The following is a 20,699-nucleotide window of genomic DNA, read 5'->3' as shown; positions in this document are numbered from 1 at the left end:
GCAGCTGTACGTGGTGTCGCATTTCTATAAATGGGCGAGAAAACATGGCAAAGCGCCGCTATCGTCGGATAACGGCGCTGCTTCTGTTTGTAGCAGTTTTTACGGCATCTGCACTTCGATCACGCCATCGGCATTAATGCTCACCTGGCTGGTGCCGGCTTCAATATCCGGGGTGGCTGCTGCATCCATCATTGCCGCGCCTTTCATCGCTTCCATGCGCATAATCGGCGGCTGGAAACCACCGCTGTTCAGGCTCAGGCTGACCAGCTTGTAACCACTGCCGCCGAGGGCTTCGGTGGCCAGTTGCGCGCGGGCCTTGAAGGCGGCGACAGCATCCTTGAGCAGGGCGTCTTCGTGGGTCTTGCGGGTGTCTGAGGCGATGCTGAAGTTCATTCCGCCCATTTTCAGGGTTTGCAGCATTTCCCCAGTGAGCTTGGACAGCGCGCTGAAATCGGCGCTTTCCAGACGCAGCTCGGCGCGCTCGCGCCAGGCGGTGATCTTCTGGCCCTTGTCGTCATACACCGGGTAGCTGTTACGGCTGCCGGAGGCGACGCTAACACCTTTGACCTGACGGGCCTGGGCGATGCCGGCGTTGAGGGTTTTGCTGATCTGCGCGGCAAGGGCGGCCGGGTCGCTGTCCTGGGCTTCGCTGTAGAGGGTGACGTGCATCAGGTCGTGGGCGATTTCCTGATTGACCTCGGCGCGCAGTGCGACCTGGTTGTAGCGCGCTTCTTCGGCCATGGCCGTGGCGCTCAACAGGGTGGTGGCGCTCAGCAGCAGGGCGGTGGCGAGGCGGGACAATGGCAGCATGATGATTCCTTTATGTGATGGGCGCATGGGTTATGCGCGGCTTTCCAGAGGGTAGACGTAGCGATCAGACTGAACGGGTTAAATCAGGTTCCAGAATTTTTCTCGGATCATTGATGAGTGCGACACCGGCTGCGGCGCGTTGCCGCAGTTGGGGGCGTAGAGGCTTGGTTATACTCCTGCGGCTCGCTAAATGAGCATCTTGGAGATTCTATGCTCGCACCTGTGCAGCTTCTGTCGGCGAGCCGGCAAAACCTCTGGCGCCTGACCCTGATCCGCATTCTGGTGCTGGCCGCACAGGCGGGTTCTGTGGGGCTGGCGTACAAGTCTGGCGCGCTGCCGCTGCCCTGGCTGGAGCTGAGTGTAACCCTCGGTATTTCTCTGGTGTTGTGCTTGCTCACTGCGCTGCGCCTGCGTGGGCCTTGGCCGGTAACCGAGCAGGAATACGCGGTGCAGTTGGGCTGCGACCTGATCATCCACAGCCTGCTGCTGTATTACTCGGGTGGCTCGACCAACCCCTTTGTCTCTTATTACCTGGTGCCGCTGACCATCGCGGCGGCGACCTTGCCCTGGCTCTACACCATCACTCTGTCCGGTTTGGCACTGGGCGGTTACACCTTTCTGCTGGTCTGGTCGCACCCGCTGGAATTGCCGCAGGGGCCACGGGAAAGCCTGCTGATCTACGGCATGTGGCTGAGCTTTGCTTTGGCCGCCGGCTTGATCACCTTCTTTGTGGCGAAGATGGCCGAAGAGCTGCGCCATCAGGAAGAGCTACGCGCCGAGCGTCGCGAAGAGGGTTTGCGTGATCAGCAGCTGCTCGCCGTGGCGACCCAGGCCGCTGGTGCGGCACATGAGTTGGGCACGCCACTGGCGACCATGAGCGTGCTGATCAAGGAGTTGCGCCGCGAGCATCAGGAACCGACGCTGCAAGAGGACCTGGCGGTGCTGCAGGAGCAGGTCAAGCTGTGCAAGGAAACCCTGCAACATCTGGTGCGCGCTGCCGAGGCTGATCGCCGTCAGGCGGTGATCGAGCTGTCTTCGGTGGAGTGGCTGGAAACCACTCTCAATCGCTGGCATTTGATGCGTCCCGAAGCCAGTTACCGCTATCAATGCCTGGGTCGCGGCGCACCGCCACGGATGATGCCGCCGGCCGACCTGACCCAGGCGCTGCTCAATCTGCTGAACAACGCTGCCGATGCCTGCCCGGATAAACTGGATATCCGCCTGGATTGGGATCACCAGTGGCTGCGCCTGAGCATTCGCGACTTCGGCGCGGGTGTGCCGCTGGCAATTGCCGAGCAGTTGGGGCGGCCGTTTTTCACCACCAAGGGCAAAGGGTTTGGTTTGGGCCTGTTCCTCAGTCAGGCCAGCGTCACCCGTGCCGGCGGCACGGTTAAACTGTATAACCACGAAGAAGGCGGCACGCTCACCGAGCTGAAACTGCCGCGCGCCTATGGCCGAAGCTAAGGAAATACCCGAATGAGCGATGAAGTGCTGTTCGAAGGCGAAGAACAACCGCACCTGCTGCTGGTCGATGATGATCCGACTTTCACCCGCGTTATGGCCCGCGCCATGAGCCGTCGTGGCCTGCGGGTGTCCACCGCCGGTTCGGCTGAAGAAGGCCTGGCCCTGGCTGAACAGGATGTGCCGGACTACGCCGTGGTCGACCTGAAGATGGAAGGCGACTCCGGTCTGGTGCTGCTGCCCAAGCTGCTGGAGCTGGACGGCGAAATGCGCGTGGTGATCCTCACCGGTTATTCGAGCATCGCCACGGCGGTAGAGGCGATCAAGCGTGGCGCCTGCAACTACCTGTGCAAACCGGCTGATGCCGACGATGTGCTGGCCGCGCTGCTGACTCAGCATGCCGATCTGGATACCCTGGTTCCGGAAAATCCGATGTCGGTGGACCGCCTGCAGTGGGAGCACATCCAGCGCGTGCTCAGCGAGCACGAAGGCAATATCTCCGCTACCGCCCGCGCTCTGGGCATGCATCGGCGCACCTTGCAGCGCAAGTTGCAGAAGCGTCCGGTACGCCGCTAAACGTTATTTTATGGCCTGCCATCCATGGCGGCCACCCTGCGGGTCGTCGCTGTGCGACGTTAAAAAACGCTCCCGGCGTTTTTTTCCCCGCATGAAAGGCTGCTGAAAGCTTTCCGCCAGGCAGCCTTGCTATCATTAGCCCCCTATCTAACTGGTCAGGGGCTGTCATGCTCGCCGTTGTTCAGCAAACCATCAGCGTTACCGCTCCGGTGTTCTCCATGCTGTTTCTCGGCGTGGCGCTCAAGCGTCTGGGGCTGATTGATGCGGCCTTTATCAACACCGCATCGGCGCTGGTGTTTCGTGGCACGCTGCCCACCCTGTTGTTTCTCGGTATTGTCCAGGCGGATTTGCGTACCGCCTTGCAGCCGGCCTTGCTGCTGTATTTCGTGCTGGCGACTCTGGGCTGCTTTCTGCTGGCCTGGGGCTGGGCGATCCTGCGCTGCCCTGAGGCGGATCGCGGCATCTATACCCAGGGCGCGTTTCGCGGCAACAACGGCATTATCGGCCTGGCGCTGGCCACCAGCATGTACGGTGATTACGGCCTGTCGGTCGGCGCGGTGCTCGGTGGGGTGGTGATTCTCAGCTACAACACCCTGTCAGCGATTGTTTTGGCGATCTACAGCCCAGAGGCCAAGACCGATGTCTGGAGCCTGACCAAGAACATCCTCAGTAATCCGCTGATCATTGGTGTGCTGGCGGCTATCCCTTTTGCCGCCTGGCAGATTGCGCTGCCGGCCTGGTTGCTGACCTCTGGGGAATACTTTGCGCAGATGAGCCTGCCGCTGGCGCTGATCTGCATCGGTGGCACCCTGACCCTGGAATCGCTGCGCGAGAGCAGCGGCATGGCGATCAGCTCAAGCCTGATGAAGGTGTTCTGGCTGCCGCTAGTGGCAACCCTGGGCGCCTGGCTGTGGGGCTTTCGCGATGCCGATCTGGCGATTCTCTTTCTGTACTTCGCCAGTCCCACGGCGGCGGCCAGTTTCGTTATGGCCAAGGCGGTGGGCGGTAATCATCAGTTGGCGGCGGCGATCATCGTGCTGACCACCCTGGCCACGGTGGTGACCACTAACCTCGGGCTGTTTGTGCTGCAGTGGGCGGGTTGGATCTAGCCGTCGCGCGGGCATAAAAAAGCCGGGCAATGCCCGGCTTTTTGTTGTGTTGCGCTCAGGCTGGCTGGAAGTCGTCGATCACTTCCTGCGCTGCGCGAAAGGCATCGATGGCCGCCGGCACGCCGGCATACACCGCGCAGTGCAGCAGGGTTTCGCGGATTTCCTCGACCGTGCAGCCATTGTTCAGCGCGCCGCGCACGTGGCCCTTGAGTTCCTGCGGGCATTTCAGCGCGGTCAGCGCCGACCGGGTGATCAGGCTGCGGGTCTTGCGATCCAGGCCTTCGCGGGTCCATACGCCGCCCCAGGCGTGCTGGTTGACGAAGTCCTGCAGCGGCTGGGTAAAGTCCGTGGCGTTACCCAGCGCACGATCGACAAAGGCATCGCCCATCACTTCGCGGCGGACTTTCAGACCCTGCTCGTGGCTGTCACTCATGCGGCTGTTCTCCTAAGCGCTCATCAGGCTTTTTGCTTGTGCCAGGCACGGCCGGCGATGATCACTAGGGTCACTGCGGTCAGCGGCAGGGCGTAGCCGAGCATGGCGTCGCCAAAGACCTCGGCGAACGGCCGGCCGGTCGACGACAGCACCAGGTAGACCGTGTAGGCCACGTAGTAGGCAAGAAACAACAAGCCTTCCCAGCGGTTGATGCGGTAACCGGCGAAGAAGATCGGCAAACAGGCCACGGCCACGGCGATCATCACCGGGAAGTCGAAGGCCAGGGCGTTGGCGGCGACGTTGATGGCTTGCGGCGAGACCAGCGAGGCCAGGCCCAGTACGCAGAGCAGGTTGAAGATATTGCTGCCGACGATATTGCCCACGGCGATATCGCGCTCGCCCTTGATGGCGGCCATGATCGAGGTGGCCAGCTCCGGCAGCGAGGTGCCGATGGCGACTACGGTCAGGCCGATCACCAGTTCCGAGATGCCCAGTGCGCGGGCCATGGTGACGGCACTCTCGACCAGAAAGTTGGAGCCGCTGACCAGCAGCACCAGGCCGGCAATGATCAGGCCCAGATTGATTACCCAGGCATAGGGTTTGGCCGGCTCATTGAGGCCGAATTCCTTGGCAAACTCGTCATCCTCATTGCTGCTCTTGTCGCGGCGCGAGCTGATGATCAGGAAGCCGGTGTAGGCGAGCACGCCAGCAAACAGCAGGGCGCCGTCGAGGCGGCTGAGGCTGCCGTCCCAGGCCAGGGCATAGACCACCAGGCTGGCGCCGATCATGATCGGCACATCCAGGCGGATCAGCTGGCGCGAGACGATCAGCGGTGCAACCACAGCGGTCAGGCCGAGAATCAGCAGCACGTTGGCGATATTGCTGCCGATCACGTTGCCAATCGCCAGGTCGCCGCTGTTGTTGAAGGCCGCCTGCACGCTGACTGCGGTTTCCGGCGCGCTGGTGCCGAAGGCGACCACGGTCAGGCCGATGATCAGTGGCGGAATGCCGAATTGCGCTGCCAGCTTGGCCGCGCCACGTACCAGTACTTCAGCGCCAGCCACCAGCAGCACCAGGCCGGCGATCAGATAAACAAAGGTCATCAGGGTCATTGCAAGGGGCTCCAGAAAAGTGGCGCTAGTTTAATCATCGGCTTGCGTTGCGCCAGAGGCTGATCAGGGCTGTCTAGCGCTTCTTTGTAAACAACTGTGTTCAGTCGGCCAGTTGCTCCACTCTCACCGGCACTACGCCGTCGCGCAGCATATCCAGCTGTTCGGCGGCTTTTTGCGAGAGGTCGATAATGCGCTTCTTGGCGTAAGGACCGCGGTCATTAATGCGCACCACCACGGTTTTGTCGTTACGCAGGTTGGTCACCTGTACCCGGCTACCAAACGGCAGGCTGCGGTGTGCTGCGGTCAGGGCGTTCTGGTCGAAGCGTTCGCCGCTGGCGGTTTTATTGCCGTGGTGACGCGCGCCGTAATAGGACGCCTGGCCCTCGGCGCGGTAACCCTGCGGGTCGACCTGGCCCTGGCTGGCGCAGGCGCTGAGCAAGAGGCTGGTTAGGGCGATTAACAGAAGGCGCATGGCGGCTCCATGGTCGGGCGGCGGACAAAACAACGCCGGGCTGACCCGGCGTTGTGTGTGACGGCAAGGTTCAAGCTTCGAGCTTTTTCTTCAGCAGTTCGTTCACCTGGCCTGGGTTGGCCTTGCCTTTCGAGGCCTTCATGGCCTGGCCGACAAAGAAGCCGAACATCTTGCCGCGCTTGGCTTCATCAGCGGCGCGGTACTGTTCAACCTGCTCGGCGTTGGCTGCCAGCACTTCGTCGAGCATCGCTTCGATGGCGCCGGAGTCGGTGACCTGCTTAAGGCCCTTGTTCTCGATCACTTCATCGGCGCTCGCGCCTTCGCCAGCGGCCAGGGCCTCGAAGACCATCTTGGCGATCTTGCCGCTGATGGTGTTGTCCTTGATGCGCAGGATCATCCCGCCCAGTTGCTCGGCGGAAACCGGCGATTGCTCGATCTCCAGGTTGTCTTTGTTGAGCAGGCTGGACAGTTCACCCATCACCCAGTTGGCGGCCAGCTTGGCGTCGCCACATACGGTGTTGACCGCCTCGAAATAGTTGGCCATCTCGCGGCTGGCGGCGAGCACGTCGGCGTCATAGGTGGACAGACCGAACTCGCGCTCGAAGCGTGCGCGTTTCTCGACTGGCAGCTCCGGCAGAGTGGCGCGCACTTCGTCGAGGAAGCTCTGCTCAATCACCACCGGCAGCAGGTCCGGGCAGGGGAAGTACCGGTAGTCGTTGGCTTCTTCCTTGCTGCGCATGGAGCGCGTCTGGTCCTTGTTTGGGTCGTACAGGCGAGTTTCCTGCACCACCTTGCCGCCGTCTTCGATCAGTTCGATTTGGCGCTGCACTTCATGGTTGATGGCTTTTTCGATAAAGCGGAACGAGTTGACGTTCTTGATCTCGGCGCGGGTGCCGAACTCGGCCTGGCCGACCGGGCGTACCGAGACGTTGCAGTCGCAGCGCAGCGAGCCTTCGGCCATATTGCCGTCGCAGATGCCCAGATAACGCACCAACGCGTGGATAGCTTTGACATAGGCCACGGCTTCCTTGGCCGAACGGATGTCCGGTTCGGAAACGATTTCTAGCAGCGGCGTGCCGGCGCGGTTGAGGTCGATGCCGCTCATGCCGTGGAAGTCTTCGTGCAGGCTCTTGCCGGCGTCCTCTTCCAGGTGCGCGCGGGTGATGCCGATGCGCTTGCTTGTACCGTCTTCCAGGGTGATGTCGAGGAAGCCCTTGCCAACGATGGGGTGGTCCATCTGGCTGGTCTGGTAGCCCTTGGGCAGGTCCGGGTAGAAGTAGTTCTTGCGCGCAAAGATGTTGTGCGGGGCGATTTCGGCATCAATCGCCAGACCGAACTTGCAGGCCATACGCACGGTTTCGGCGTTCAGTACCGGCAGGGTGCCAGGCATGCCAAGGTCAACCAGGCTGGCCTGGGTGTTGGGCTCGGCGCCGAAGGCGATGGCGCTGGCGGAGAAAATCTTCGATTGGGTGCTGAGCTGAGCGTGAATTTCCAGCCCGATTACGGTTTCCCATTGCATATCAGTCGTCCTCAGAATCCAGCCGGAGCTTGGGTGTGCCAGTCAGTAACCTGTTGGTACTGATGGGCGACGTTGAGCAAGCGGCCTTCCTGGAAGTAAGGGGCGAGCAGTTGCACACCGACCGGCAAGCCATCGACGAAGCCGGCAGGCATCGACAGACCGGGGATGCCGGCCAGGTTGGCGGTGATGGTGTAGATGTCTTCCAGGTAGGCGGCGACCGGATCGTTGTTCTTCTCGCCAAGCTTCCAGGCCAGGTTCGGCGTGGTTGGGCCGAGGATTACGTCGACGTCATTGAACGCAGCGACAAAATCATTCTTGATCAGTCGGCGAATCTTCTGCGCCTTGAGGTAGTAAGCGTCGTAGTAACCGGCGGACAGCGCGTAGGTGCCGACCATAATGCGGCGTTTTACTTCTGCGCCGAAGCCTTCGCCGCGCGAGCGCTTGTAAAGGTCTTCCAGATTCACCGGGTTCTCGCAGCGATAGCCGAAGCGCACGCCGTCAAAGCGCGACAGGTTGCTGCTGGCTTCTGCCGGCGCGATCACGTAGTAGGCGGGAATGGCGTGCTGCATATTCGGCAGGCTGATTTCCTTGACGGTCGCGCCGAGCTTTTTCAGCTCTTCGACCACGGCCATCATCTTCTCGCCGATGCGCGCATCCAGGCCCGCGCCGAAGTATTCCTTCGGCAGGCCAATGCGCAGGCCATTCAGCGGCTGGCTGAGGGCGGCCAGGTAATCGTCCACCGGCTGATCGACGCTGGTGCTGTCCTTGGTATCGAAACCGGCCATGGTCTGCAGCATCAGTGCGCAGTCCTCGGCGGTGCGGGCCAATGGGCCGCCCTGATCGAGGCTGGAGGCATAGGCGATCATGCCCCAGCGCGACACGCGGCCGTAGGTCGGCTTGATCCCGGTGAGGTTGGTCAGTGCCGCCGGCTGGCGGATCGAGCCGCCAGTGTCGGTGCCAGTGGCGGCTGGCAGTAGGCGGGCGGCCACCGCGGCGGCCGAGCCGCCGGAAGAACCGCCGGGTACGCGGGTCAGGTCCCAGGGGTTTTTCACCGCGCCGTAGTGGCTGGATTCGTTGGCCGAGCCCATGGCGAATTCGTCCATGTTCAGCTTGCCCAGGGTCACGGCGCCGGCCGCGGCGAGTTTCTCGACCACGGTGGCGTTATAGGGGGCCTTAAAACCGGTAAGGATTTTCGAGCCGCAGCTGGTCAGTACGTCCTGGGTGCAGAACAGGTCCTTGTGGCCAATCGGTGCGCCGAGTAGGGCGCCATTCTCACCCGCCGCGCGGCGCGCGTCGGCTGCTTTGGCCTGGCTCAGGGCCAGGTCTTCGGTGACGGTGATAAAACTGTTGAGCTGCGGGTCGAGTTGGGCGATGCGCGCCAACAGGCTGCGGGTCAGTTCTTCAGCGGAAAACTGCTTGTCGGCGAGTCCGCGGGCGATCTCGGCCAGGGTAAATTGATGCATGGCTAGGCTTTTTCCCTTACTCGATGACTTTCGGAACCAGGTACAGGCCGTTTTCCACGGCCGGGGCGATGGCTTGATAGGCCTCGCGCTGGTTGCGTTCGGTGACCTGGTCGGCGCGCAGGCGCTGAGTGGCTTCCAACGGGTGAGCCAGCGGCTCGATGCCGTCGGTATTGACCGCCTGCATCTGATCAATCAGGCCGAGAATGTTATTAAGGGTCTCGGTGGTAGCCGGGATATCGGCTTCATTCAGGCCCAGTCGGGCCAGATGAGCGATTTTCTCCACGTCGGAGCGTTCAAGCGCCATCAGGTTTCTCCCTATATAAAGCAGCGCAGTCGCTGGCCGCCTTTGGAAATGTGAACGGGTCGCCATGCACGGGTGCGCAGGGAACAGATAGTGACAGGTGGCGGTCAAAGGCCGCGATGATGGGCCTTAAAGCCCGGAAAAACCGGCAATCTAACATATTGGTGCCTTGCTCAAAATCCCTGCCGTTGTTAGAGTTTGCCGCACTTTTTAGCAGCGCCTTTACCGCGCTTCGCCTTTACCCACGCGTTGCCTAGGGTCCCTATCCCATGTTCAAAAAACTGCGTGGCATGTTTTCCAGCGATCTGTCGATTGACCTGGGCACTGCCAATACCCTGATTTATGTTCGCGAACGCGGCATTGTGCTGAACGAGCCGTCCGTGGTCGCCATCCGTACCCACGGCAACCAGAAGAGCGTGGTGGCGGTCGGAACCGAAGCCAAACGCATGCTCGGCCGTACCCCCGGCAACATTGCTGCCATCCGCCCGATGAAAGACGGCGTGATCGCCGACTTCAGCGTCTGCGAAAAGATGCTGCAGTACTTCATCAACAAAGTTCACGAAAACAGCTTCCTGCAGCCGTCGCCGCGCGTGCTGATCTGCGTGCCGTGCAAATCCACCCAGGTGGAGCGCCGCGCCATCCGTGAATCGGCCCTCGGTGCCGGTGCTCGTGAAGTGTTCCTGATCGAAGAGCCAATGGCTGCTGCCATCGGCGCGGGCCTACCGGTTGAAGAAGCCCGCGGTTCGATGGTGGTCGACATCGGTGGTGGTACCACTGAAATCGCCCTGATCTCGCTTAATGGTGTCGTTTACGCAGAGTCTGTGCGCGTCGGCGGCGACCGTTTCGACGAAGCGATCATCACCTACGTGCGCCGCAACTACGGTTCGCTGATCGGTGAATCCACCGCTGAGCGCATCAAGCAGGAAATCGGCACCGCATACGCCGGTGGCGAACTGCGTGAAGTCGACGTACGTGGTCGCAACCTGGCCGAAGGCGTACCGCGCAGCTTCACCCTGAACTCCAACGAAGTGCTCGAAGCGCTGCAGGAATCCCTGGCGACCATCGTCCAGGCGGTGAAAAGCGCGCTGGAGCAATCGCCGCCAGAACTGGCTTCCGACATTGCCGAGCGTGGCCTGGTGCTCACCGGTGGTGGCGCCCTGCTGCGTGATCTGGACAAACTGCTGTCGCAGGAAACCGGCCTGCCGGTTATCGTCGCCGAAGACCCGCTGACCTGCGTTGCACGCGGTGGCGGCAAGGCTCTGGAAATGATGGATCGCCACACCATGGACTTGCTGTCCTCGGAATAAGCGCGACCGCTCCAAGTCTTGAGCTGCAAGCCGGGTTCTACCCGCTTGCAGCTTTTGTTTTGCTGCCTGACGCTGTGAGGAGCTGCCGATCAAACCGCTATTTGCCAAAGGTCCTTCGCTGGGTGTGCGCCTGCTGGTGTTCACCGTGCTGTCGGCTGCGCTGATGGTGGTCGACGCACGCTTCACCCTGCTGCAGCCGCTGCGCGCGCAGCTGGGCCTGATCGTCGAGCCGGTCTACTGGGTCGGTCGTCTGCCGGTACGCTTATGGGAGAGCGCGACTCAGGAACTGAGCACGCGCAATGAGCTGACCGCTGAAAACGAAAAGCTCAAGGCTGAACAGCTGATGATGCAGCGCCGCCTGCAGAAGCTTGCCGCGCTCACCGAGCAGAACGTGCGCCTGCGCGAGCTGCTCAACTCGGCCGCGCTGGTTGATGACGACGTACTGGCCACCGAGCTGATCGGTATCGATCCGAACCCCTTTACCCACCGCATTCTGATCGACAAGGGCGAGAAGGATGGCGTGTTCCTCGGTCAGCCGGTGCTGGATGCCCGTGGTCTGATGGGCCAGGTGGTCGAGGTCATGCCCTACACCTCGCGAGTACTGCTGTTGACGGACACCACCCACAGCATCCCGGTGCAGGTCAATCGCAACGGCCTGCGCGCCATCGCCAGCGGTACCGGCAATCCGGAGCGTCTGGAACTGCGCCATGTCGCCGATACAGCGGATATCAAGGAAGGCGATCTGCTGGTCAGCTCCGGCCTTGGCCAGCGCTTCCCAGCCGGTTATCCGGTGGCCATGGTTTCCGAAGTGATCCACGACTCCGGTCAGCCCTTTGCGATTGTCCGTGCGGTGCCCACGGCTACGCTGAACCGCAGCCGCTATATGCTGCTGGTATTTACCGACCCGCGCACCCCTGAGCAGCGCGCCACCGAGTCGGCGCAGGCGCAGGAAGCCCTGGATCGTGAAATTCTGCAGCAGGCGCAACCCGCGGCCGACGCACCAGCAGCGCCCGCCAATCCGCCGGAGGCAGCGCAATAATGGCCGCACGATCAAGCAATATCTGGGTGGTCTGGCTGACATTCGCTCTGGCGCTGTTGCTTAGCGTATCGAGCATGCCCAAATTTATGGAGCTGGGCCGGCCGCTGTGGCTGGCACTGTTTCTGACTTACTGGGTGCTGGCCTTGCCGCATCGTGTGGGCATGACCACCGCCTGGGCCATCGGTTTGTTGGCTGATGTGCTGAATGGCAGTTTGCTGGGGCAGAATGCGCTGATCCTGACCCTGATCACTTTCCTGGTGCTGACCCTGCATCAGCGCTTGCGCATGTTCCCAATGTGGCAGCAGAGCACGGTGCTGCTGGTGGTGTTCGGCCTGGCGCAGCTGGTGCAGCTGTGGCTGAACGCCCTGACCGGCAGTCGCCCGCCGACTCTGACCTTTGTCTTGCCGGCGCTGGTCAGTGCCTTGCTCTGGCCCTGGGTCTGTACCCTGTTGCGCGGGCTGCATCAGCGTCTGGGCGTCAATTAGGCAAGGCCGCTGGGCCTTGCGTTTATCCGACAGGGAGAAGTCAGCATGGCCACCCTTTATCTCGCCTCCGGATCGCCGCGTCGCCGCGAACTGCTGACGCAAATTGCGGTGCCCTTCCTCACGCAAATCGCCCCCATCGATGAAAATGCATTGCCAGGTGAGTCGCCAATCGCCTATGTAGAGCGTCTGGCTCGCGGTAAGGCGCAGGCTGGGCTGGCGGCATTGGCCGATACTGCGGATGCCGTGGTGCTCGGCGCCGATACCGCCGTGGTGCTCGATGGGCGAATTCTTGGTAAGCCTGTAGACCGTGACGATGCGCTGGCGGCCTTGAATGCTCTGTCCGGGCGCACTCATCAGGTGCTGACGGCGGTGGCGCTGGCCAGCCGCGAACGGCTGGAGTCGCGGGTGGTCACAAGCCAGGTCACCTTCCGTGCATTGAATCAGGCGGAAATCGAGGCTTACTGGGCCAGCGGCGAGCCGCAGGACAAGGCCGGGTGTTACGGTATTCAGGGCCTGGCGGCAGTATTTGTCAGCCAGTTGCACGGCAGTTATTCGGCGGTGGTGGGTTTGCCGCTGTGTGAGACTGCTGCATTGCTCGCAGAATTTGCTATTCCGTGCTGGCAGTCGCTGCCAGATCACAGTCAAGAGGTTGCGGGTCGCGGGTGAGTGACCGCCATTATCGGCGCAGTCCCTGGGCTTTCAGCTTTGCCGCAGAACCAGTTCACGATTTCGCGAGCTAGAGTCCTGCAAGGCAAAAACAGGCGAGGAAGCGGAGTGTACTTTTGTACATGAGCATTCCGAGCGTGTTTTTAACGCAGCAGGGCCGACGCGCAGCAGATCGTGGACAGGTTCTCAGAAGAGATAAGCACATGAGTGAAGAGATCCTGATCAACATCACGCCGATGGAATCGCGCGTGGCGGTGGTGGAAAACGGCGTACTGCAGGAAGTGCACGTCGAGCGCACGCAGAAGCGTGGCATCGTCGGCAATATCTATAAGGGCAAGGTGGTACGCGTGCTGCCAGGCATGCAGGCGGCCTTTATCGATATCGGTCTGGAGCGTGCGGCGTTTATTCATGCCGCGGAAATCTCCAGCCGCGAAGGCCCTGCCGTGGAAAGCATCAGCGCCCTGGTGCATGAAGGCCAGAGCCTGGTGGTGCAGGTCACCAAGGACCCGATTGGCAGCAAGGGCGCGCGCCTGACCACCCAGCTGTCGATCCCTTCGCGTTATCTGGTGTACATGCCGCGCACCGCTCACGTTGGTATCTCGCTGAAAATCGAGGATGAGGCCGAGCGCGAGCGCCTGAAACAGGTGGTGGCCGATTGCGTGGCCGCCGAAGGCATCGAGGAAGCCGGCGGCTTTATTCTACGTACCGCCGCTGACGGTGCTGGGGCCGATGAAATTCTCGCCGACATCCGTTACCTGCGCCGTCTGTGGGAACAGATCGCCACGCAGATGAAAGTCGGCCCGACGCCGCTGGTGATCTACGAGGACCTGTCCCTGGCGCTGCGCACCCTGCGCGACCTGGTCAACCCTAAGATCGAGAAGATCCGCGTCGACTCGCGCGAGACCTTCGGCAAGATCACCCAGTTCGTCGACGAGCTGATGCCGGAAATCGCCGACCGCCTGGAACATTACCCAGGTGAGCGGCCGATCTTCGATCTGTATGGCGTTGAGGATGAAATCCAGAAGGCGCTGGAGCGCAAGGTGCCGCTCAAGTCCGGCGGTTACCTGATCATCGATCCGGCCGAGGCGATGAGCACCATCGATGTGAACACCGGCGCCTTCGTCGGCCACCGCACGCTTGAAGAGACCATCTTCAAGACCAACCTGGAGGCCGCCACCGCGATTGCCCGCCAGCTGCGCCTGCGCAATATCGGCGGGATCATCATCATCGACTTTATCGACATGGAAGATGAGGAGCATCAGCGTCAGGTGCTGCGCACCCTGGAGAAGCAGCTGGAGCGCGACCACGCCAAGACCAATATCATTGGCATCACCGAGCTGGGCCTGGTGCAGATGACCCGCAAACGCACCCGCGAAAGCCTTGAGCAGGTGCTGTGTGAGCCGTGCAGCTGCTGTCAGGGGCGCGGCAAACTGAAGACGGCGGAAACCACCTGCTACGAAATCTTCCGCGAAATCCTCCGTGAAGCGCGGGCTTATCAGCCGGAAGGTTATCGCGTGCTGGCCAATCAGAAAGTCGTCGACCGCCTGCTTGATGAAGAGTCGGGCAACGTCGCCGATCTTGAAGCCTTTATCGGCCGCACTATCAAGTTCCAGGTCGAGACCATGTATTCCCAGGAGCAGTACGATGTGGTGCTGCTCTGATATGCGCGTTTACCGCCTGGGCGTGAACTGAATGCAGGCATTGGCGCGCTGGACAGCCCTGCTGTTGCGGACGGCGTTGGGGCTGTGCGCCCTGGCGCTGGTATTGGCGGCGCTGTACGTCAGCCTCGGCCGCGAGCTGGTGCCGCTGGTCGCCGAATACCGCCTGGACGCCGAAGACAAGGCCCGTGAAGCGCTGGCCATGCCGGTGCAGATCGGTGCGCTGGAAGGCCTTTGGCAAGGTTTTTCGCCGGTGCTGACCGCTCACGATGTGACGGTCGGCGAGGGGGCTGGCGCCTTGCAGCTGGATCAGGTGCGCGTGGTGCCGGATGTGCTGGCCAGCCTGTTGGCGCGTCAGCCGCGCATTGCCCGGCTTGAGCTGGATGGCCTACAGCTGGTGGTGCAGCAGGCTGAAGGCGGCGGCTGGTCGCTCAAGGGCTTGCCGCAACGCAGCGACCCGGCGCCGCTGGACCTGGCTCAGGTGCTGACGCAATCACAGGTGGTCAAGCGCCTGTCGCTGTTCAACAGCCAGGTCACCGTGCAAGCCTTCGAGCAGCCGCCGCGGACCCTGACCTATGTCAATCTCACCCTGCGCAACGGCAGCGTAAGCCAGCGTCTGGACGGCCGTCTGTTGTTGCCTGACGGCCAGCCGCTGGCCCTGCAGTTGCGCACGCGGATAAGCGCCAAACGCTGGCAAGACGCCTCCGCCGAGCTGTACCTGAGCCTGCCGCAGAGCGATTGGGCGGCCTGGGTGCCGGCGAGTCTGTTGGCGCAGTGGCGCCTTGAGCAATTGCAGCTTGGCGGTGAAGTCTGGCTGAGCTGGGCCAAGGGTGGCGTGCAGCGGGCGGTCAGCCGCCTGCATGTGCCGCAGCTCCAGGCTGGCTACGCCGAGCGCGAATCGGTGGCACTGAATAATCTGGCACTGAATGCCTATTTCACCCGTACCGAGCTGGGTTTCAAACTGGTGTTGGATGACCTGGCCTTCAGTCGTGATGAGCAGCGCTGGGGTGAAGTGCGTGTAGCGCTGACCCAGCAGGCGGAAAGCGCAGAGGTGCAGGAGCAATGGCTGCTGAGTGCCGACCGGCTCGACCTGGCACCGCTGCAGCCGCTGGTGGCTGGGCTTGCGCCGTTGCCGGACAAAGGCCTGGCGCTGCTTGCGCAACTCAAGCCGCATGGCGCGCTGCGCAATATCCAGCTCGACTACCGGCCGCAGCTGACCGATAGCAAGCGCCTGCAGTTCTCGGCCAATCTGCAGCGCATCGGCTTTGCCGCGTACCTCGGCTCGCCGGCTGCGGAAAACGTCAGCGGCAGCATCAGCGGTGATCTCGGCCAGGGTGAGCTGCGCGTCGACAGCGAAAACTTTTCCCTGCACCTCGACACCCTGTTCCCCAAGCCTTGGCTCTACCAGAAAGCCAATGCCCTGCTGACCTGGCAGCTTGATGAGCAGGCGTTCACCCTGCGTAGCCCCTATCTGCAGGTGCTGGGTGAGGAAGGCCCGGTCGCCGGTGACTTTCTGATTCGCCTGCGTTTCGATCCGGCGCAGGAAGACTATATGGACCTGCGCGTCGGCCTGCGTAACGGCGATGCGCGCTTTACCGAGAAATACCTGCCGAGCCGTGCGCCGGGCATGAGCGCCGATCTGGATGCCTGGCTGAAAAGTGCCATCCGTGGTGGTGCGGTCGATGAAGGCTATTTCCAGTACCAGGGCTCGCTGAACAAGGACGCGGAGAATGCCGCGCGCAGTATCAGCCTGTTCTTCGCTGTGCATGATGCCGAGCTGGCCTTTCAGCCCGGCTGGCCGGCACTGCGTGAAGGGCGTGGGCGGGTTTTGATCGAGGACAGCGGCGTGCGTGTCGAACTGGCGGAAGGGCGCATCCTCGATAGCCGGGTGAACAACGCCCAGGCGCTGATCGCGACTGCATTGCCCGGTCAGCCGCCGCGCCTGTTGCTGACCAGTGAGCTGAGCAGCAATGTTGATGACGCCCTGCATATCCTGCAGCAGACGCCCATCGGCACCGCAGAAACCTTTGCCGGCTGGACTGGCGCAGGGGCGCTGACTGGCAAGCTGAAACTCGATTTGCCGTTGCGCAAGGGCCTGGCTCCGGAAGTGGTGGTGGATTTCGCCACTCAAGGCGCGCAACTCAGCCTGCCCAATCCGCCGCTGCAGTTCAGCCAGCTGCAAGGCGCCTTTCGTTACAACACTGCCAGCGGCCTCAGTGCCCCGGATATTCGTGCCCAGGTGCTCGGTCATGCGGTGCGCGCCAAGGCTTTGGCCGAGGGCGCGCGCGGCAAAGCGCGCAGCCGCATCGAGGCCAGCGGGCAGATCGCCGTCAGCGAGTTGAGCACCTGGCTGGGCGTGACCCAGCCGCTGCCCGTCAGCGGCAATCTGCCCTATCGCCTCAACCTGACCCTGGACGGTACCGACAGTCAGCTACGCGTCAGTTCCAGCCTTAAAGGCGCGACGGTGGCGCTGCCGGCGCCGTTCGGCAAAAGCGCTGCCGAGGAACGCGCGACGCAGTGGCGTATGAGCCTGGGCGGGCGCGAGCCGCGCTACTGGCTGGATTATGCCGAGTTGCTGAGCCTGACCTTTGCTGCCAGCCCAGGCCAGTTCAGCCAGGGGCGCGGCGAGATTCGCCTGGCCGATGGCCCGGCCAGTCTGCCCACCAGCCAGGGCCTGCGTGTGCGCGGGCGCGTGGCGGAGTTGGATTGGTCGGCCTGGCAGCAGGTGTTGCAGCCCTATGCCAGTGTGCCAATCGGTGATGCGCAGCGGCTGTTCAAGGATGCTCAGCTACGCATTGGTCGTTTCAGCGGTTTTGGCATCAACCTGGATACGCTGGAAGTGGCGGTTAAACGCGATGCCGCCACCTGGGCAGTCAGCCTCGACAGCCCGCAGCTGAAAGGCCAGGTCGGTTTGCCGGATGCTCGTGAGTTGCCGATTGCCCTGACGCTCGATTACCTGCGCTTCCCGGCGGCAGAGAAGAAGACCGCTGGCGAGCCTGTGGTCGATGCGCCAGACCCGCTGGCCAGTGTCGATCCGCGCAGCTTCCCGGCGCTGGACGTGCGTATTGCCCAGGTTTATCAAGGCATCGAACCGCTGGGTAGCTGGTCGCTCAAGGCGCGCCCGGTCAGTACCGGGGTACATTTCGACGAGCTGGATCTCAATCTCAAGGGCTTGAAGATTGGCGGCCGGGCCAGCTGGCTAAACGCCGCAAGCGGCGTGCGCACGAGTTACAAAGGACGCATGGGTGGCGCTGATCTGGCCGATGTACTGATCGCCTGGGGCTTTGCTCCGACCGCCAGCAGCCGCGACTTTCATATGGATGTGGATGGCGACTGGCCCGGCTCGCCGGCCTGGTTCGGTATGAAGCGGTTTAGCGGCACGCTGGATGCCTCGCTGCGCAAGGGGCAGTTCTCCGAGGTGGAAGGTCCGGCTTCGGCGCTGCGGGTATTTGGCTTGCTGAATTTCAACTCGATTGGTCGACGCCTGCGCCTGGACTTCTCCGATCTGCTTGGCAAGGGCCTGAGCTATGACCGGGTCAAGGGCCTGCTGGTGGCCGATAACGGTGTGTTCGTGACCCGCGAGCCGATCACCCTTGAAGGCCCATCGAGCAATCTGGAGCTCAATGGCACCCTGGATATGGCCAATGACCGCATCGATGCCAAGTTGTTGGTGACCCTGCCGGTGACCAACAACCTGCCTTTGGCCGCGTTGATAGTCGGTGCGCCGGCTATTGGTGGGGCGCTGTTTATCGCCGATAAGCTGCTGGGTGACCGCGTGGCGCGCTTTGCCAGCGTGCAGTACGACGTCAAGGGCTCCTGGCAGAACCCGGATATCAGTTTCGACAAACCCTTCGAGAAACCGCAGTAAACCCGCACGGCGGATATGCAGCCGTGCAGTCTGCCGGTATGGCTTGTAAGCTGAAGCCTGATACCGATAGTGAGATAAGGCAGTCATGACTTTCGCAGTCATTCAAATGGTCAGCCAGGCCGATGTCCTGGCCAATCTGGCGCAGGCTCGGCAGTTGCTCGAACAGGCTGCTGCGCAAGGTGCGCGGCTGGCGGTGCTGCCGGAAAACTTCGCGGCCATGGGCCGGCGTGACCAGGCCGCACTGGGGCGTGCCGAAGCGTTGGGCGAGGGGCCGATTCTGCCCTGGTTACAACAGGCTGCCCGCGATCTGGGCCTGTGGATTGTCGCCGGCACCTTGCCCTTGCCACCGGATGGCCAGCCTGACGCCAAGGCGCATGCCTGCTCGCTGCTGATCGATAATGCCGGCCAACGCGTGGCTCGTTATGACAAGCTGCACTTGTTTGATGTGGATGTCAGCGACAGCCACGGCCGTTACCGTGAGTCTGATGATTACGCCTTCGGCGCTCAGGTGGTGGTAGCCGATACCCCGGTTGGGCGTCTGGGCCTGACGGTGTGTTATGACCTGCGCTTCCCCGAGCTATACAGCGCCTTGCGCGCCGCTGGAGCGGAGTTGATCAGCGTGCCGGCGGCCTTTACTGCGGTTACCGGGGCCGCGCATTGGCAGATACTCACCCGCGCGCGGGCCATCGAAACCCAGTGTTATGTGCTGGCGGCCGGGCAGGGCGGTACTCATCCAGGCGGTCGCGAGACCTTTGGCCATTCGGCGCTTGTCGATCCATGGGGTCGCGTGCTCGCCGAACTGCCGCAGGGGCCGGGCGTACTGCTAGCCGAGCGTGATGCGGCCGAGCAGGCTGCGATCCGTCAGCGCATGCCGGTGGCGCGGCATAAACGATTTTTTGCGGCAACCGAACCACGGCTGCCAGGTGCAACAGTCATAAACGAGATTGAGCAATGAACAATATGTTGGTGTCCGTCAGTGAACATCTGCTGGGGCCGGGCGGTTTGACCATTGAGCATCTGCCCGCGGTACTGGCTGATTTGGCCGGGCCGGGAATCGATGCGGCCGACCTGTATTTCCAGAGCCAGGTTTCGGAAACCTGGGCGCTGGAGGATGGCATCGTCAAGGAAGGCAGTTTCAACCTTGATCAGGGCGTCGGCGTGCGCGCTCAGTCGGGTGAGAAAACCGGTTTTGCCTACAGCAATGCGATCACCGCCGATGCCTTGAGCCAGGCCGCACGTGCGGCCCGTTCGATTGCCCGCGCTGGGCAGAATGGCCGCGTGCAAGCGTTCAGCAGTCCGCTGGTCAAGCCGCTGTATGCCCAGGACAACCCGCTGGATGTGCTGGGCCGGGCGGAAAAGGTCGAGCTGCTCAAACGCATCGACGTCGCCACCCGCGCTCTTGATCCACGAATCAAGCAGGTATCGGTCAGCCTGGCCGGGGTTTGGGACCGCATTCTAGTGGCCGCTAACGACGGTAGCCTGGGCGCCGATATCCGCCCGTTGGTGCGCTTCAACGTCAGCGTGATCGTCGAGCAGAGCGGTCGCCGCGAGCGCGGCAGCCATGGTGGCGGCGGGCGTACCGATTACCGCTACTTTCTCGAACAGACCAGCAATAACGAAGAGCGCGCCATGGGCTATGCCCGTGAGGCCTTGCGCCAGGCGCTGGTCAACCTCGAAGCGATTCCGGCCCCGGCAGGCACTATGACCGTGGTGATGGGCGCAGGCTGGTCCGGCGTGCTGCTGCACGAAGCAGTCGGCCATGGCCTGGAAGGCGACTTCAACCGCAAGGGCAGTTCGGCCTACAGTGGGAGGATGGGTGAGCAGGTGGCCTCCAGCCTGTGCACCATCGTCGATGACGGCACCCTGGCCGAGCGTCGCGGTTCCCTGAGCATGGACGATGAAGGCACGCAGACCCAGTGCACCACGCTGATCGAGAACGGCGTGCTCAAGGGCTATATGCAGGACAAGCTCAATGCCCGCCTGATGGGCGTGGCGTGCACCGGCAACGGTCGCCGTGAATCCTACGCGCACCTGCCGATGCCGCGCATGACCAATACCTACATGCTGGCCGGCGAGAGTGATCCGGAAGAAATCATTCGTTCGGTGAAGAAAGGCATCTACTGCGCCAACCTTGGCGGCGGTCAGGTCGATATAACCAGCGGCAAGTTCGTGTTTTCTACCAGCGAGGCTTACCTGATCGAGGACGGCAAGATCACGGCGCCGGTCAAGGGTGCAACCCTGATCGGCAATGGCCCGGAAGCCATGAGCAAGGTGTCTATGGTCGGTAACGATCTGGCGCTGGACAGCGGCGTCGGTACCTGCGGTAAAGATGGGCAATCGGTGCCGGTTGGCGTGGGCCAGCCGACGCTGAAGATCGATGCGATTACGGTGGGCGGGACGGGCAGCTAAAAAGCGTCGAT

18 protein-coding genes are annotated in these 20,699 nt (G+C 62.3%); 11 read left to right on the top strand and 7 right to left on the bottom strand.

Annotated elements, in window-relative coordinates; all coding sequences use genetic code 11:
* Window positions 1-99 precede the first annotated feature (99 nt).
* Entirely contained in the window at window positions 100-810 is a 711-nt protein-coding gene (locus Q8O69_RS11230; RefSeq protein WP_305592134.1) for an SIMPL domain-containing protein, read from the bottom strand.
* Between the two features lie 210 nt (window positions 811-1,020).
* On the opposite strand from Q8O69_RS11230, the gene Q8O69_RS11225 reads away from it, so the two are divergent.
* The 3 genes from Q8O69_RS11225 to Q8O69_RS11215 all read left to right on the top strand — a co-directional run bounded on the left by Q8O69_RS11225 (window position 1,021) and on the right by Q8O69_RS11215 (window position 3,956).
* Window positions 1,021-2,274, top strand: coding sequence for an ATP-binding protein (locus Q8O69_RS11225; protein ID WP_304868287.1), 1,254 nt, complete (start codon window positions 1,021-1,023; stop codon window positions 2,272-2,274).
* A gap of 12 nt (window positions 2,275-2,286) precedes the next feature.
* On the top strand, window positions 2,287-2,847 hold the full coding sequence (locus tag Q8O69_RS11220) for a response regulator transcription factor (protein ID WP_275961896.1): 561 nt from the start codon (window positions 2,287-2,289) through the stop codon (window positions 2,845-2,847).
* 167 nt (window positions 2,848-3,014) lie between these two features.
* Window positions 3,015-3,956 (top strand): AEC family transporter, encoded by a 942-nt coding sequence (locus Q8O69_RS11215; protein ID WP_305592132.1) that lies wholly within the window; start codon window positions 3,015-3,017, stop codon window positions 3,954-3,956.
* A 55-nt stretch (window positions 3,957-4,011) separates the two neighbouring features.
* Here the strand turns inward: Q8O69_RS11215 and Q8O69_RS11210 are convergent, their stop codons facing one another.
* The 6 genes from Q8O69_RS11210 to gatC form a co-directional block, all read right to left on the bottom strand.
* Window positions 4,012-4,389 (bottom strand): carboxymuconolactone decarboxylase family protein, encoded by a 378-nt coding sequence (locus Q8O69_RS11210; protein WP_305592131.1) that lies wholly within the window; start codon window positions 4,387-4,389, stop codon window positions 4,012-4,014.
* A gap of 23 nt (window positions 4,390-4,412) precedes the next feature.
* On the bottom strand, window positions 4,413-5,501 hold the full coding sequence (locus tag Q8O69_RS11205; RefSeq protein WP_305592129.1) for a calcium/sodium antiporter: 1,089 nt from the start codon (window positions 5,499-5,501) through the stop codon (window positions 4,413-4,415).
* Window positions 5,502-5,601: 100 nt separating this feature from the next.
* Window positions 5,602-5,973, bottom strand: a complete 372-nt coding sequence (locus Q8O69_RS11200; protein WP_275961892.1) for a septal ring lytic transglycosylase RlpA family protein — start codon at window positions 5,971-5,973, stop codon at window positions 5,602-5,604.
* A 70-nt stretch (window positions 5,974-6,043) separates the two neighbouring features.
* Entirely contained in the window at window positions 6,044-7,492 is a 1,449-nt protein-coding gene (gene gatB / locus Q8O69_RS11195; protein WP_305592126.1) for an Asp-tRNA(Asn)/Glu-tRNA(Gln) amidotransferase subunit GatB, read from the bottom strand.
* Window positions 7,493-7,503: 11 nt separating this feature from the next.
* Window positions 7,504-8,955 carry an Asp-tRNA(Asn)/Glu-tRNA(Gln) amidotransferase subunit GatA gene (gene gatA / locus Q8O69_RS11190; RefSeq protein ID WP_305592125.1) on the bottom strand — a complete coding sequence of 484 codons (1,452 nt, stop codon included), beginning with the start codon at window positions 8,953-8,955 and terminating at the stop codon, window positions 7,504-7,506.
* Between the two features lie 16 nt (window positions 8,956-8,971).
* Complete coding sequence (gene gatC, locus Q8O69_RS11185) at window positions 8,972-9,259, bottom strand: Asp-tRNA(Asn)/Glu-tRNA(Gln) amidotransferase subunit GatC (protein ID WP_275961889.1); 288 nt, start codon at window positions 9,257-9,259, stop codon at window positions 8,972-8,974.
* 266 nt (window positions 9,260-9,525) lie between these two features.
* Here gatC and mreB point away from each other — a divergent pair, with 266 nt between their 5' ends.
* From mreB to tldD, 8 genes are all read left to right on the top strand, one after another.
* On the top strand, window positions 9,526-10,563 hold the full coding sequence (gene mreB / locus Q8O69_RS11180) for a rod shape-determining protein MreB (RefSeq protein ID WP_090255536.1): 1,038 nt from the start codon (window positions 9,526-9,528) through the stop codon (window positions 10,561-10,563).
* Window positions 10,564-10,699: 136 nt separating this feature from the next.
* Window positions 10,700-11,602: a rod shape-determining protein MreC gene (mreC, locus tag Q8O69_RS11175; protein ID WP_371136112.1), complete on the top strand. Its 903-nt coding sequence runs from the start codon at window positions 10,700-10,702 to the stop codon at window positions 11,600-11,602.
* Window positions 11,602-12,087 (top strand): rod shape-determining protein MreD, encoded by a 486-nt coding sequence (mreD, locus tag Q8O69_RS11170; protein WP_275961888.1) that lies wholly within the window; start codon window positions 11,602-11,604, stop codon window positions 12,085-12,087. Before mreC ends, mreD begins: the two co-directional genes overlap by 1 nt.
* 45 nt (window positions 12,088-12,132) lie before the next feature.
* Complete coding sequence (locus Q8O69_RS11165; RefSeq protein ID WP_305592121.1) at window positions 12,133-12,753, top strand: nucleoside triphosphate pyrophosphatase; 621 nt, start codon at window positions 12,133-12,135, stop codon at window positions 12,751-12,753.
* Between the two features lie 203 nt (window positions 12,754-12,956).
* Window positions 12,957-14,414, top strand: coding sequence for a ribonuclease G (rng, locus tag Q8O69_RS11160; protein WP_305592119.1), 1,458 nt, complete (start codon window positions 12,957-12,959; stop codon window positions 14,412-14,414).
* 31 nt (window positions 14,415-14,445) lie between these two features.
* On the top strand, window positions 14,446-18,279 hold the full coding sequence (locus tag Q8O69_RS11155; RefSeq protein ID WP_305592117.1) for a YhdP family protein: 3,834 nt from the start codon (window positions 14,446-14,448) through the stop codon (window positions 18,277-18,279).
* An 85-nt stretch (window positions 18,280-18,364) separates the two neighbouring features.
* Window positions 18,365-19,234 (top strand): carbon-nitrogen hydrolase family protein, encoded by an 870-nt coding sequence (locus tag Q8O69_RS11150; protein WP_305592115.1) that lies wholly within the window; start codon window positions 18,365-18,367, stop codon window positions 19,232-19,234.
* A complete protein-coding gene (gene tldD / locus Q8O69_RS11145) occupies window positions 19,231-20,688 on the top strand; it encodes a metalloprotease TldD (protein WP_305592113.1) in 1,458 nt (485 codons plus the stop codon). The genes Q8O69_RS11150 and tldD overlap by 4 nt, the downstream gene beginning before the upstream one ends.
* Window positions 20,689-20,699 lie beyond the last annotated feature (11 nt).

The organism is Pseudomonas sp., from assembly GCF_030690725.1.
Taxonomy (GTDB): domain Bacteria; phylum Pseudomonadota; class Gammaproteobacteria; order Pseudomonadales; family Pseudomonadaceae; genus Aquipseudomonas.
Note: the sequence above shows the minus strand (reverse complement) of the source record. Positions and strands in the feature narration are given on the sequence as shown.